9 protein-coding genes are annotated in these 16161 nt (G+C 28.2%); all 9 read right to left on the bottom strand.

Features of this window, described 5'->3' with window-relative positions:
* Positions 1-184: 184 nt before the first annotated feature.
* The gene (locus tag AAT22_RS19040) at positions 185-340 is read right to left on the bottom strand and encodes a hypothetical protein (RefSeq protein ID WP_156174303.1); all 156 of its coding nucleotides are present in this window, start codon (positions 338-340) and stop codon (positions 185-187) included.
* Between the two features lie 156 nt (positions 341-496).
* A complete protein-coding gene (locus AAT22_RS08635; RefSeq protein WP_047000914.1) occupies positions 497-5311 on the bottom strand; it encodes a DEAD/DEAH box helicase in 4815 nt (1604 codons plus the stop codon).
* Complete coding sequence (locus AAT22_RS08630; protein ID WP_047000913.1) at positions 5292-9002, bottom strand: hypothetical protein; 3711 nt, start codon at positions 9000-9002, stop codon at positions 5292-5294. Before AAT22_RS08630 ends, AAT22_RS08635 begins: the two co-directional genes overlap by 20 nt.
* Positions 9003-9183: 181 nt before the next feature.
* Positions 9184-9471, bottom strand: coding sequence for a hypothetical protein (locus AAT22_RS08625; protein WP_052953930.1), 288 nt, complete (start codon positions 9469-9471; stop codon positions 9184-9186).
* Positions 9472-9501: 30 nt separating this feature from the next.
* Positions 9502-9723, bottom strand: a complete 222-nt coding sequence (locus tag AAT22_RS08620; protein ID WP_047000912.1) for a YdbC family protein — start codon at positions 9721-9723, stop codon at positions 9502-9504.
* Positions 9724-9828: 105 nt separating this feature from the next.
* A complete protein-coding gene (locus AAT22_RS08615) occupies positions 9829-13083 on the bottom strand; it encodes a type I restriction endonuclease subunit R (RefSeq protein WP_047000911.1) in 3255 nt (1084 codons plus the stop codon).
* Between the two features lie 19 nt (positions 13084-13102).
* Positions 13103-13570, bottom strand: coding sequence for a hypothetical protein (locus AAT22_RS08610; protein WP_047000910.1), 468 nt, complete (start codon positions 13568-13570; stop codon positions 13103-13105).
* On the bottom strand, positions 13567-14358 hold the full coding sequence (locus AAT22_RS08605; protein ID WP_047000909.1) for a HipA domain-containing protein: 792 nt from the start codon (positions 14356-14358) through the stop codon (positions 13567-13569). The genes AAT22_RS08610 and AAT22_RS08605 overlap by 4 nt, the downstream gene beginning before the upstream one ends.
* A 251-nt stretch (positions 14359-14609) precedes the next feature.
* Entirely contained in the window at positions 14610-16055 is a 1446-nt protein-coding gene (locus AAT22_RS19355) for a GIY-YIG nuclease family protein (RefSeq protein ID WP_207642008.1), read from the bottom strand.
* Positions 16056-16161: the final 106 nt, after the last annotated feature.

Raw genomic sequence — 16161 nt, 5'->3', positions numbered from 1 at the left:
ATTTCAGTATTAATGTTTTTTCTATAAATCATCTTCATCACCATTAATACTGTGTTAAATTTTACCTAGTATTATACATAGAAATATTGGTCACTTTGTACATTCTTATCTTAGCATTTATATTTTACTTAGTTCGTCTTAATGTGCCCACTACTTTATACTAACACCATTTCTCATTTAGCTGCTACTGCAAAAAACCTTCTATTATAATAAAATTGACTTTTACTAATATTATTGTCCTCACAGTATTGTCCTCACAGTATTGTTTTAACGTTCCTTCGTAAGAAGAAAACTTATCTATATATTTCTTCCAGGCTTCTTTGCCTATACTCTTTGCCATAAAAATAACCTCCCTATGCTTTTATCATATTTTTGATTCTAGCAAAGAGAGGCTTTATAATCTATCCGTTAATTTTTTTTACGCTTACTTACTAAGTAATTTTTTCTATAATATAAAAAGTAAGTATGATATAATTTTCATACTTACTCTCTAGTCTTATTTTATCAATTTTTTCAGATAGTCTTTAACTAAGCCACGTTGTAGCTTTTCATGGAATATTTGGTTATTGTAATTTCTTAAGCAGCCATAACAACTTGTTTCTTCGCCACAGTCGCAATTAGATACTCTTTTATATGCTTTATCTAAGACATTTTTTAAATTTGTGGAAATCTTTCTAACGTGTCCTGCTCCACCTGCTGCTTCGTCAAATATAATTATTGATGGTTTTGAAACAGTTAGGTTATTGTAATATAAACATCCATTTATATCATTTCTAACTATATCAAATTCATCGCAAGCGCCTTCTATTATTGCATATAAGAGGCTATACCACAGTTTATCATTTGAATCTCCCAAAATAGGCAAGTCAATTTTCAATACGTCTGTATTAAATTGGTGACCTAAATCCACGTTATATGCGTATTCACTTGGACATGCATTTCCAAACTTATTTTTATGCTTAAATTTATTTTCTTTATTTGGCATATCAGCTGTTGCATAGCCACAGTACTTACATACCCTGAATCCCATATTGTTAAATGCAGAATTTACAAGTAATAACCTACCCATTGGTGCATACTTATAACTAATTTCATGTCCATCTATATATATTGTATCCTGCATTACTTCCGTTTCTTGATAAATATCAAGCTTTTCGAAATCCTCAAATGTTACTCTACTAGCATAATACTTTTTGGGTTTATTGTCTCCTGTAGCCTTTGGAGTATCAACATTTGTTGAAAATCCAAACTCTGGCTTTATAAACTTTCTAATTTTCAACTCTTCACCACATTCGCAGAACGGCTCAATTTTACTGTCAGCTTTTTTCGATGATATATCACTAACATGAGTGTGAATTTTTTTACACTTATCACATATAGCATAGTCAAAGGTTGGCCATCCTTTATTACTCTCTTGATTAATTGAATATGATGTCCACACTTTACCATTAGCAACTACTGAAGAACCCGGTGCAAATTCAGAAATAGCCATTTTTAAGTCTCTTGAAATTTCAATTTCTTTTGCTGAAATATCATTATTCAAAATGTCTAGTGATACAACGTCAACGGGGAAACCATACTTTGGCAAAATATTTCTATCTGATAGATAGTTTATATTTGACTTATCTCTGTAGGTATTCATTATTCTATTAATGTAATCTGTATTATCACCTTTTTTGAATCTTTCATTTTGTAAAGTCTTTAATTGACTAATGTTATTTCTATATTCATTTTCAACTCTAGTAAAATATCCTTCATCTCCACATAATTCATCTATGAATCCCCAATTAGTTATCTTTAATTTTTCATGTAGCTCTTTTGGTACTACTTTTGTTAAAGCATCCATTAACTCTTCTGGATGTTTATCTAATATTTCCTTTAAAGCAGTTCTTCCAAAGTCTTCTACATCCTCATTAAACAATAAAGAAGTTCTTCTAAACAAATCTGGTTTTATCTTAAAGAAATATGCAAATATAATTGAGTTCATATGTCTCTTTATAATTCTGTCATTTTTAGTTTCTAAATATGGTGCCTTTATAATTCCTGATATGATTTTTTCAGGGTTATTATAATAATTAATATCATGACTTCTTCTTCTAGCAAAAGTAACAACAAACGCAGTTGATGAACCACGACGACCAGCACGTCCAGCACGTTGAATGTAATTTGAAGTTTCAGGTGGAACATTTCTCATAACTATCGCTTCTAGTTGTCCTACGTCTACCCCCATTTCAAAAGTTGTTGAACAGCTTAATACATTAATTTTTCCCTCTTCGAACTTCTTTTGTAGGGTACTTGCAGTATTGCTAGTAAGTTGTGCAGTATGCTCTTTAGCAATCATTGGCTTTAAGTCTAAATCCTTATATAAATCCTTGTAGTATTTATACTTATTTGTAATGTTAGACGAATAACTTACTAACGAACCCTCACATCTAAACTCTGGACATAAATCAAATATATTGTTACTTGTAACTTTACCACACCTATTACAAATAAATATCTTATCTTCTTCTCTTCCTAAAGATATGTTTATTTTTTTGTAATTTATTCTTTTGACTGCTCCAAAAGGTTTTACATCAATTTGCTCAACTATACCTTTTTTTATAAACATCTCATCTAATCTAGTAGATAGCTCCTTTAATATTTCTTTAGCTTCTATCTTTGCCATTTCTTTAGATAATCCGTTTTTAATTAATATACGCTTTATAAAATTACTTCTTTTATTTTCTGATTTATCTTTTGGCAATTGACCTAATACTGTTTTATCTTTTGCTAATTCACCTTCTTCAAGTCTAAAGAGTACCTCTCTATTTCTAGGCTCAAAAGCTTCATCAGTTTGTATTATATTGCTTGGGAAAGATATTGCACTTTGATATCTATAACTATCTAATAAAACATTAATAAGTGCATAAAATTCGTCTGCTGATAAATTTAGCTTATCATAACCTCTACTTAATTTTGGTATCTCATATCTAAAGTTAATTAATCCAAGTGCCTCTAACCCTGTATTTCTTTCTATAGATATTATCTCTTTAATTAAGAATGTACTTGCTATTTTATTTTTTTCTGACTTATCTATATTTTCTTCATATACATCATTCTCTGATGCAATTCTAACCATTCTAGTTATAACTTCATCTGATCCTAAATATTCTTCTTTTGACTCCATTAAAGCCTTAATAATTATTTTTCTCCATAATATTTGATTATATTTATCATTCATAAAAGATGCAAAAAAGGCTGCCTCTTGTCTGTTATCTGAAAATATTAGTAACTTTCTTGGATTTATAATCTCTTGAACAGTTTCTTCAGTTACAACTGATTCTTCTCCATCATCAAAAAACCAATCATCTTCAGCAACCTCAACATTCTCCTTTGGGATAGTAATCTTGACATTACCTGGTATCATTTCGTATAAACTTCTTGATATAACATTAGTTGCTGCTGTATCTGCTGTTAAAAATCTTTTAATAATATCCTTTGAAACTCCACCACATGATGTGCAACTATTTATGGATACTCCTTTATTTACTACATGTTTAACCTTTAAATACTTCCTATCATCATATACATTACAACAGTTTTTATTGCTCTTTTTACCAACCTTTTCTATCTTCCCACAAACTGTACATAGTAAATAGTCTTCTAATTTGTTATTTTTAGCATCAACAAACAAACAATCATCATCATCTAATTCTTCAACATTCTCTTCATCTGCACAAACCTTAAAATATTTTATTGGAGTGTGTTCATCTGTTATATTTCCATTATAATGCTTCAAATAATCTCCATCTATTGTACCAACTATATATTCTTGACCACATTTTTGACAGTTGGCAAGTTCAAATACTTTAACCTTAGAGTTTTGAATATTTATTTCTTCTCTTCTTTCTAAATAGATTTCAGGTGTTGGGTAAAATGAAGCATACATTCCTTCTAAAGATTTAACAAACAAATGATATCTTGCAGGCAATAACGCTTTTGATGATTCATCTACTCTTGCTATACATGCAAGTTCAATTAATGATACCAAAGCCTCTTGTTTATCTTTCGATTTTACAGTATTATCATTTGTAAATACCCATTCAATGACTTCATTTATATTTTTGGTTCCTTCTGTAAGCCTATTTTGAATTATTCTTAAATTCTTATCATCCTTTAATAGTTCATATAGAAAAACTTCTCTATTTGATGCAGAGTTAATATTATATTTATCACATAAATCCTCAAATTTCACAGTATTATATAAACATTCATCATACTCTTTTTTTAATTCAATATAAAAATTACATTTCCTATCCTGTAATAAACTTGATACCTCACCAAATTTCTGCCTCTTTGATTCTATAATATCTTCTGGATAGAATTTTTCACTAAATAATTCTGAAGCGAAAGCAGCTACCTTTGGAAAATCCTCTTTTCCTCCACCTAATGTTGCAGATGTTGCAATACACTGTAGCTTACCAAGTTCATATCCATTTACTCTCTCTTTTAATCTTTTAAGTAACATTGATATTTCCGAACCACTAGCACCTTTATAAGTATGGGCCTCATCTAATACAATAAATCTCCAAGTATCACCATTATTATTATCAAAGAATGTATTATCCTCTGGTCTTAATAGTAAATATTCTAACATAGCGTAATTAGTTAATAATATATGAGGTGGATTTTCTCTCATTTGCTCTCTACATATTAACTCGTTTTTTGTTGGTGCTTCACCATTGTTCTGCTTTTTAAATGATTCTAATGCAATATTATATTTTTCAGGTGTTTCACCAGTATATCTTCCAAAGGTTATATTTTGATAATCCTTTAATGCTTTTCTTAATCTTTTAACCTGATCATTTGCAAGAGCGTTCATTGGATATAATAATAATGCTCTTACTCCTGAGTTTAATTTTCCCTTTTCATTTTCTCTCATTAATTCATTAATGATTGGAATCAAAAAACATTCTGTTTTACCTGAACCTGTCCCAGTTGCTACAATAATATTCTTTTTCTCTTTACATACTTTATTTATTGCCACTTCTTGGTGCTTATAAAGCAATCTTTCATTATCGAATTCATGATTTAAATATTTAAAATCCTTACTTAAAATATTATCTTCAATAAGATTTTTTATACTTCTACCCTTTTCAAATTCTGGTGTTATTTCTAAGTATGGACCTTTTATAAATTTATTTCCTTCTGATATTTTCTTAAAAGCCTTTTCTTTTAACCTCTCATCTTTAACGCTTAAAATTGAACTAATATACTCTTTATATTTTTCATTTATATATTCTGTACTTTTAATTGGATCCATCGACATATAACTCTTCTCCTTGAATTAAATAAAATTCTATTACATACAAATCTCTTAAATACACCTTTTCCATTTCTTTTCTAAATATAATCAGTAATCTAACAAGTAATTGTCTATCCTTATTACTCAATAAATTATCTAATCTTTTGTATTTCATCATTGAAGCTATCAATGTAGTTACACCACAATAGTAAGCAAAAGTATTAGGTGAAGTTTTATTATCCTCTTTTCTTTTTAATAACATCTTATTAAATACTTTAAATTCATAATTCTCCTCTAGTTTTTTAATAAGTATACTTAACTCAGTTATGTCATTAACTATTTTATCATGTAGCTTTTTACGTTTTTCATTGTTGTAGTACTCTACCCATTCAAATAATGTTTCTACGTAGGTCGTTCCATTTATTACAACGCCATTATCCCCAGTATCATTTATCCAATTTAAACTAGCTAATTCTTTCTTTTTAAAATTTGTACTATATTTATCAAATAAAGTACTATACATAGCATTACTTCCTAGTAGTTCTTCTGATAGATTAACTATTCTTTTGTTACATCTTCTTTTAATATACATACTAATACAGCCTTTATTACCTTTATATTTACAAGTATCACATTCGTAGCTATATCCTAGAATTTTCATCTCTAAATCTTCACCAATTAAATCATAAATATTTTTAATTAATATACTTTTAGAACTTATTCCACTTCTAGCTTCAACTAAAAAAGCTCTTTCTTTATCTGATTTCCATAAAGCTTCTCTTTTTTCTTTACTAATACCATTATTAATATCTACATCAATATTAATAATTTTTAATTTATCTAAAAGATTTTTTATATTATCATAACTATCTATTTCTAATAAATATTCTATTACATTATATAAGTTATATCTTGTGATATACTTAAAGCACAAGCCATAAATACATGTAGTTTTTAATTTCCTATCCTCAACACCAATATCACATAAGATTGAATAATTCCTATGTAAAAAGAATATCGAATTTAAGATATCTTTTGAAAGTTCTTCTGCTATCTTATAAGTTTTTATATCATTAAAAACCTTCTCTAACTCTTTTATTCTTTTAGCCTTAACTAAATTACTTATTAATACTTTTATATTAATTACTTCTTCTAATTGATAATTACAGTTTTTATTGTATAACCCATCTTCATTGAAACTTAAAACTTTTTCTTCTGTCTCTTCAGCAAATAAATCATCTGATTCATCTTCTATATTAAAATAGTACATAGTATCATTTCTAAGAGCTAGTTTATCTTTTTCAAGATACATAGTAACCCTTTTTCCATCTTCTAGTATATTATCTTTATCTATTAATAAACTTAATGGTTCTTCCCACGGCTTAAATATGTTGTACACTTTTAAAGCTAGTTCATTTTCAAGCTTAATACCCTCTGTGGTCCAGCTTAAAGCAATATTTTCATTATCTATTTCTTTGTAACTAACTTTTGAAATAACTACCTCTTCCTTGATAACACAAGGTATAAATTCGCTTATAACTTTATCATACTCATTTTTAACTATAACTTTAACAACAAATTTAGTTGAAGAACTTGAACTTATAGAATCATAAAATTTATTTAGTGGTATAAATATACACTTGTTATTTATAGCCTCAATTTTTGTTGATTGAAGTATATTATCTTTAAAATCAACTAATATAATGTCAACTTTAAAGCTATTAATAAACCTATCCATAAAGCTTAAAGCTAGCAATTTACTGTTAGTTTGAATTTCTTTTTTATATACAATTGAAGGTTCTTTAGAAAAACTTATATTATCTAAATCCTCCCCTTCGTTAAGTATGGAATAGCAAATACTCCTACTTTTAGATTTTATATTAAACTTTAATAAGTTATTGTTTGTTTTTATTTCTAAATTCCCATTTATAAAATGATCTATACCATAGTTACTAAAAATATAGTTCCTATGTATATTATCTTCTGTAACTTCATATTCACTGTTGTCTAGATTTATAGTGATAGATTTATCACATATAATTTTAATATTTTGCCTTTTATATCTTCCTTTTTCTGATGGATATTCAGATTCGTTGTCATTATATATTTTAACTTTAGGTAGAAATTTAAATGGAAGTATTTTAACAAGCTTATTACCTGAATAAATCCTAACACCATACTCACCATATATTTTTTCTTTAAAACAATCAATATCATCAAGTGAAACTATTGCATCACCATTACTTATCTCATACTCTAATGGTATCTTTATATCTACATTATTTTTTATATTCCTAATAGCTATATAGTAAGTATTATCTAAGATTATTGCATTATCAATTTTAATAATAGGTGTCTTTTCAGAATATATCGGTGTGCTATTTTCAGAATAATTATCCTTAAATACTTCACTTTTACCACATAAGACTATGTTATTTTTATCTCTATACTCTATTTTAAATACATCATCATTTTCTGTAATTAATTCAACTCGTTGAATTTTTTCTCTAAACTTAACTTCTAGTCCTACATAACCTACATAACCTTTTTCATGAATATCAAATTCTCTTTTATCTATATTTATAGCCTTTAATTTACAAGTATTTTTCATTAAAATATAAATGTTTTGATCCTTTACATTAGTAGATTTTAATAAATTCCCCTTATGGTCAAATAATAAAAAAGGTTCATCATTTTCAAAACCACTAAATTGCCATTCATTAAGGACTTCATCTTCATAGATAAGTTTTATTTTATAATTTGTACTAGCCGATACTTTTACTCTTTTATTTTCACTAATACATTGTCTACCCTTTTCGTATAAGCTACACTTTATAATATCTGAGCTTTTATCGGTTGTTATATGCCATTCTACAAAATCAACAAAGCTGTTTTTGACAGTATTAGATGGTAAAACTATATTTAAACCATTACTAACACTATCTAAAGTTATTCTAGGTTGAATAATATAATTTTTCTTTTTATTATTTTTAATCCCTAAATATTCATTTGAAGCTCTATATTTAACATATTCATTTATAATCCTATCCTCAAGACTATTAAACTTAACTGTTATATCTTCATAAGAAAAATCATTTTCCTCTGTTTCTTTTACTAATACCTGTAAATCATAGATGAATTCTTTTGCTCTATCCTCGTTATTAGTAATAAACCTATATATAGATTTATCAACCTTGTATCTAATAAAATATTTGATATTTTCTATAATTTCTTCCGGTCCAATATCTTTTATGTCTGTATACTCTGTAGCAATTGTAAAAAGTGTATTTAAACTTGAATTTGGTACTCCACTATGACAAATCATAGGAGTAATATTTTTATAACCCCCAACATCTTTAAACATTTTCAATTTATATTTACTAATAGTAAAATTAAAGGCATTAACAAAAGCATCCTTGACAATGTTTACATCTTTGCTCTCAATATTTAATAGACCAATTATATTATCCCAAAAATTTTTCCTATATTTATATAATGCCTCATAAACTAGAATAGTAGTTGTTGTAGCTTGAAAATATTTAATATTGCTAACTAGAAAATCGATATCATCTAACTTTCCTAATATATCCTTATAACTTCTTTCTAAAATGCAAAAATCTTCATATGTTAATCGTAAATCACTTACTAACTCACATTCTTTAAGTTTATTACCTAACTCTTTCTCTATATCTATTAACCTTAGATTTTCTAACACCCATACATTCCCCCTAAAAAATAGTACCCATCTATTTCCCACACATAATAGCAATAATGATTTTGTTATCCTATCAAATGCTAATATGTCGTTTGAGCCACCGATTAAATACCGGTGGCTCCTTAAAATTAATGTAACTCTGAATAATCTGCTTTAAGATATATTTTGTAGTCACTTAATTTTATACTATATTTATTGAATCCTCTTCTATATTCCTATTATCTATAATTGTGTCTAAGTCACCTATTACTTCTTGTATTTTCTTGCTTATAGAATCTAATTCTTCACTATTTAAACTTAGTTCTGCTGCCTTCTTAAAATCTTTATCTGCAAAAGATTTACTCACCTTTTCACCAACTTGTTCTATTGCAGTATCTATAGAAGTTGCTAATAAATCTAATGCTTCTCTTATATCCCCTACTGAACTAGGCACTTCTGCACCTAAAAATTCAAATACCTTTAAATTCATATCTTTAACCCCACACCCTTAATTTATCTTTTATATTTCAATACTATTAAGTAAATCTTTTAATGCTTTTAATTCATCATTAGATAATGTAACACCCTTCCCCATCTTCTCATGTTCTGGTGACCATTCTCTTAAATCATACTTAGCTTCTTTCCCATTCCAGCTAATTAGATTTAATTCCTTTTTCCATCCTTTAGCTGATTCAGCTATAACACCAACTGTTTCTTTAATTTCAAATTTTATATCTGCCATAAATTTAAATCTCCTCTTTACCATTTCTCTCTACTAAAAGTATTTCCTTTAATTCCATCTGCTTCATTTTGTGTTATTAACTCATATACATTCTCATCCTCTGTTCTAAACTCTATATTCTCCACTGTCCTCTGCTGCCATAGCTACTGTTAAATCTGCTACATCAACATTTCCACACATAAGCTCTGCCTGTCTCATAACTGTTTCAAGTGCTTTCTTTGCTTTATCTGGTGGATAGTCATATTTCTTAAGAAGCCTTTTAATTATTTTTCTCATACCTGCTTGGGCACTTTTTCTAACGCTCCAATCAATAGAAATATTTCTTCTAATAGCTCCTGTTAGCTCATGTGCTATTTTCTTAAGAGTTTCATCATTAATAAATTCCTTAACTGCCTCATCAGAAGTTAAAGCATCATAAAAAGCAATTTCATCTTCACTAAGTCCTAATTCCTCTTCTCTAGTTTTCATATTTTTTAGTTCTTGTGCCATTCTAATAAGCTCTTCAATAACTTCTGCATTTGTTATTGCTTGGTTTCTATATTTATTTAAAGTTTTCTTTAGCTTTTCAGAGAATTTTTCTGATTTAACTAGATTTGTTCTTTCCATAGTCTTTAAATTACCTTCAAGTAACTTTTTAAGCATTTCAGCAGCTAAATTCTTTTCTTTCATACCTTTAACTTCTTCTAAAAATTCTTCCGAAAGAATTGATACATCTGGTCTTTTTATCCCTAGAGTATCAAATACGTCAATAACTTCTTCTGATATTATTGATTTTTCTAGTAGTTGATTAACTCTAGCTTCCATCTCTTTCTTTGATTTTTTCACTGTAGTTTTACTGTCTAGTTTAACTAAGCTTGCTTTTACTGCTTTGAAATAACTTACTTCTAGTGCTACTCTTTTACCATCATCTGTTGCTGCACATAAAGCATGAGCCTTTGCTAGTTCTGTAGCAAATTGTTTAAATTCCTTTTGCTCTTTTTCATCAAAGCCTAAAATTAAGTTCATACCACTAGTAATAGCTCTTATTCTCTTAGATTGAGAATCTCCCATATACCCTGAATAATCTAATTCATAAACCATATCTCTTAATACTTCTAGTTTTTCAAGCATTACTGCTATAGCTGCTGATGTATCTATACCTGTATTGTGTTTATCACTATCTGTATATTGCTTTAATGCTTTTTTAAGACTTTCAAGAATTCCTAGGTAGTCAACTACAACTCCACCGCTTTTATCTTTGAATACTCTGTTAACTCTTGCAATGGCTTGCATTAAGTTGTGTCCTTGCATTGGTTTGTCTATATACATAGTGTGCATTGAAGGAACGTCAAAACCTGTTAGCCACATATCTCTTACTAGAACAATTTTTAATTCATCATTGTTATCTTTCATTCTGTTGGCTAATGTATCTCGTCTTTGTTTACCACCAATATGAGCTTGTAACCTTTCATTATCTGCTGCACTACCAGTCATAACAACTTTAATCTTACCTTTATCAACATCATCAGAGTGCCAATCTGGTCTTATATTGATTATTTCGTCATAAAGATCAACGCAGATTTTTCTGCTCATACATACAACCATAGCTTTTCCATCTATAGTTTTAGCTTTTTCTTCATAGTGATTTACTATGTCTTCAGCTAATTTTTTTATTCTGTTTGGAGCTCCTACAATAGCTTCTAATCTTGACCACTTGCTTTTGTATTTCTCCTTGTCATTATCTTCTTGACCTTCCGTTATTTCATCAAACTCTTCGTCTATTTCTTCAATGATATCTTCATTAGTATCAAGCTTGATTATTCTATTTTCATAATAAATCTTTACAGTAGCTCCATCTTCAACAGCTCTTGTCATATCGTAAATATCAATATATTCACCGAATACAGCAGGCGTTGATTTATCATCAAGCTCAATTGGTGTTCCTGTAAATCCTATAAAGGTTGCATTTGGAAGTGCGTCTCTTAAATATTTAGCATATCCATACTTAACTTCACCAGTCTTAGTATCTGTCTTAGCCTCTAAACCATATTGACTTCTGTGAGCTTCGTCTGCAACAATAATAACGTTTCTTCTTTCTGTTAATGCTGGCATTTCTCCATCTTCTGGCTTAAACTTTTGGATAGTTGTAAAGATAATTCCACCCGATTCTCTATCATTAAGTAAATCAAATAATCCATTTACTTCTTTTGAGTTATCCTTACCTTTAACGTTAGCTAATCTTTGATCATCTGAAAGCTTTCTAACATCTGCTTGTCTTGGAGTTTGTCTTAAAATATCAGAAGACTTAGCAAAGGTTCCAAATAACTGATCATCTAAATCATTTCTATCTGTTAATACAACTATTGTTGGATTATTTAAATGCTTTACTAATTGTGCTGCATAGAATACCATGGAGAAACTCTTACCAGAACCTTGAGTATGCCATATAACACCTGCTTTTTTATCTCCCTTTTCACTACATGCTTCCTTTGTTTTTTCTACTGCCTTTTTAACTGCAAAATATTGGTGATAACCAGCTAATATTTTTATATTAACTGCCTTATCTCCAATCTTATTACCATCTGCATCAAAATCTGCTTTTCTTGAAGTTTGGAATAATAAGAAGTTTTCAACTATATCCAATAAACGTTCTTTAGCTAACATTCCTCTTAGCATAACTTCATATTGTGGTACATCTAAAGACTCAACATCCATGCCGTCAATACTTCTCCAATTCATGAATCTTTCTTCATTAGAAGTAACAGTACCAACCTTAGCATTTATTCCATCTGATAATATGCAGAAAGCATTGTAGTTAAATAAACTTGGAATATCATTTTTATATGTTTGAATTTGATTATAAGCTTCTTCAATACCTACACTTTCATCAGTAGCTGACTTAAGCTCAATTACTACAAGAGGAATACCATTAACAAATATAATTAAGTCTGGTCTCCTTTCTTCCTTTTCAACTATAGTAAATTGATTAACTACTAAGAAATCATTTTTTCTCAAATTATTAAAATCTATAATATAAGCCTTTTCAGTTTTAATCTCTCCATTTTTACTAAAGGAAACATCTATCCCTTCAACTAAAAGCTTATGAAAATACCTATTGTTATCCACTAATACTGGACTATTAAAGGTAATAATCTTTCTGTATGCTTCCTCTAAAGCTTCCTCTGGCAAATGTCTATTTATATTAAATAAAGCATCTCTAACTCTTTGCTGTAAAATAACATCTTTATAATTACTTCTCTCTGGACTATCTCCATCATAAGCCATATCTGGACCAAATACATGGCTATAATCTAATTCTTCAAGTATCTCTATGGCTGCTTGCTCTAGAAGATCCTCTGTAAAATTCTCAAATAAACTCAAATCCCAATCCCTCCATTTTCTAATTTTTAATTAATTTTTCTCCCACTACTTTATATTCTGGTTCATATTCTTCTACTTTAAATGGTATTGGTGTTTCATGAAGCCTATTATGTTCCGAAAGGTACCTCATATGAACATCTTCATATTTCTCTCCCTTACTTAGCCAAAAATAGTCCTCCATACACATTGCCCTCGTTCTTCTGCAAAGCTCCCAAAAATCGTAGTCTATTAGCCCCATAACTTTTAATATTTCATCTATATTAGCTCTTTCTTTGGGAACAACTCTATCTTCTAACCAAAAAACTATATCTTCATGAGTTGGCTTGTATTCTATATTCCAGTTTTTATAGCTATACATTCCTAAAGGTAAGTGGCTAATTTCTTTGATATTCTCGTATTTATTAAAGTTGAATTTTTTAGTAGATGTATCGTATATTAAATCACCTACTGGCACATCTTTATGCATTAATATATATTGATCTATCATAAAATCCCCCTGTTAACTAAGTGATTATACCTAATTTTTAATAGGTGTTTGATGCACTGTGTTCTATGCTCTGTTAAATATTCTTTGTATTTATCTATTATGTCTAAAATATCTTCAAGTGGAACTTTAGGTAAATTAACCTCTCCTATTAATTCAAGTTGCCTATAATGAGACTCTGCAAATGGCTTACATTCATCTATCATTTCCCAAGTTTCTTTGTCATCTTGTTCTAACTCAAGATCTTGTATATCTGAATATAATGACAGTCCGTGATCATATAGTGGAGCGAATTTAACTTTACTCCCTTCTTGACTGATAATACTGAAATTTCTTAAATGTCTATCAATATTGTTTATAAGAAAATCCATCACTATCATTCTATCTATATCAACTTTTAAATTTGGAATTAATGAAGTCACTGTATTGTATAAATTTTCTCTACTTACATTACCCAGTATAGCTCTAATACTCATCATTTCTTCGTTATCTTTAACAAAATCTTCTGATATACTTACAAGTACATCTTCTTTCATGTTTGGCAATGTAATTTTACTTAATGTATTTTTAGCGCAAGCTATATTAAATTTACTAATTATTTCACTTGCTATAACTTCACTTATTGGTTCTAAAATTGAAAATCTATTTCTTAGCTTTGCTCCTGTTTTAATAAATACTTTTTTTCCATCTACTGAACCTATACATTTATATAGCATACCTTTTGATGTACTTGTAAGACTTAATTCTCTTAAATTATCTATTATCAAATTACCATCACCTCTATTCCACACAATATAATTTCCTAAATTATCAATTTAATTTATTTTTTTACTATTCTCTCAAAAATAAACTACAATAGCAATATTCTTTTCTCTAGTATTTCTAGTTAAAATGTCAAGTGTTTCCCTCAAAATACTTTTTATATTTAGAGTATTTCCCCAAAATTATTTATCAAAACTTTTAGTGGTTTAAAATTTTTGATGAAGATTTATTAAATTTCATACAATTTATCTATTACTTTTACTATCTACTGGTTCACACTCTAAATTACAACTTCTTCTAACTCCTTTAGTGCTAACCCTTGTCTGTATTGTTCCGCTATCATTGTCTTATTAAATTCTGCTGCAGGATCTATATCTTGAACTAACTCTTCTAAATCATCAATAGATACATTAAAGAACTCTTTTCTTAAATTGATTTTATTTACCCTTGTATTCTTTAACCTATCATGCATTTTTTGTTCTAACTCTACTGCATCTTCTGAGAATATAAAGCTATGTACATCAAACTCAAATGGTACACTAGCATCACCAAGTTCCTTAACTCTATCCATTGGCTCTAACCTTCTAGTCATTCCTACTTTAAACATATTCTCTCCAAAAGAACCTAAGTTACTGATTACATATACATATCCAGCTTTTCCATTTTGTCTCTTAGCTATTTCCTCTTTCTTCTCATCTACAGCTTTTAATTTGTTCATTAGTTCATTAATTTTCTCATTTAATTTTTCTATTTTTTTAATATCTTCTGTATTTGCTAATAATTCTTTTACATTATCTATTTCATTTTTATATTTACTTTCTTCTTCTTCCATCTTCTTTTTTTGTTTTTCTAATTCTTTTCTTTCTTCTGCTTCAAGCTTCATTTGTTCTCTTAATGCTGCTTGTTCTTGTTTTTCTTTTTCCTTCTTTACGTAATACTCATACTCTATTTCAATAGCTTTTATAAATAAGCACTCAATTTCATTTATAAATTTCATAAGTGTATTTGCAATACTTTGATTTCCTGTATTAGCAATTGATAAGTATTTTTGTGTTACTTCTTTTACTGAATTTATGCTAGTTTCTAGTTTGTTATATTTTAAATTATATAGTATATTTTGAAGTTCCGCCTCTAATGCTATAACCATTAGTTTATAAATTGCAAGATTTGCTTTTGTTGTATATCTGCCTTCGTATCTTTCAAGAACCTTCTTTATTTCTTTTTTATTATTATTAAACTCTTTTCTTAGCTCTTTTATATCTAAACAGTGTAATTTTATTTCAACAGTTGGTTCAAAACTTGTCTGCTCATTTAAAGTTTCTATAATTTCTTTGTTTAGTATATCTGTCTCTTCATATTTATTTACTATATATTTTATAGACTCATATTGATATTTTAAGCTTTCAACTTTTTTACTTTCTCTTTTTACACTTTTATTTAGTTTATCGATTTCTGTTTTATAGCCTTCAATTTCTTCTACTAAATTTGCTTTGTTTTCAATATCTTCTTCTATCTTTTTAATCTTTTTAACTAATTTATCTATTTCTTCTTCTCTAGTCTCTTTTAATTTGATAACTTCCTTATTTACTTCTACATCTAATGATTTTATCTTTTCATTTTTTTCTAACTCAATCTTCTCTATATCTCTATTTAATGATTTTAATTCCTCATTTTTTTGTTCTATAGTTTTTTTAAGCGAAAATAATTCTTTTATTAACTTAAACATGACATCCCCCTATTTTAGATATACTTTTATATTTATAAACTTAAGTAAATGCTTAACTGTAGCAATCCTCTATCCCCAAATGAGGCTTGGTAAAAATTACACCCTT

Source organism: Clostridium sp. C8, from assembly GCF_001010885.1.
GTDB lineage: Bacteria > Bacillota > Clostridia > Clostridiales > Clostridiaceae > Clostridium > Clostridium sartagoforme.
The sequence above is the reverse complement of the archived record's forward strand: the minus strand, read 5'-3'. Positions and strand labels throughout refer to the sequence as shown.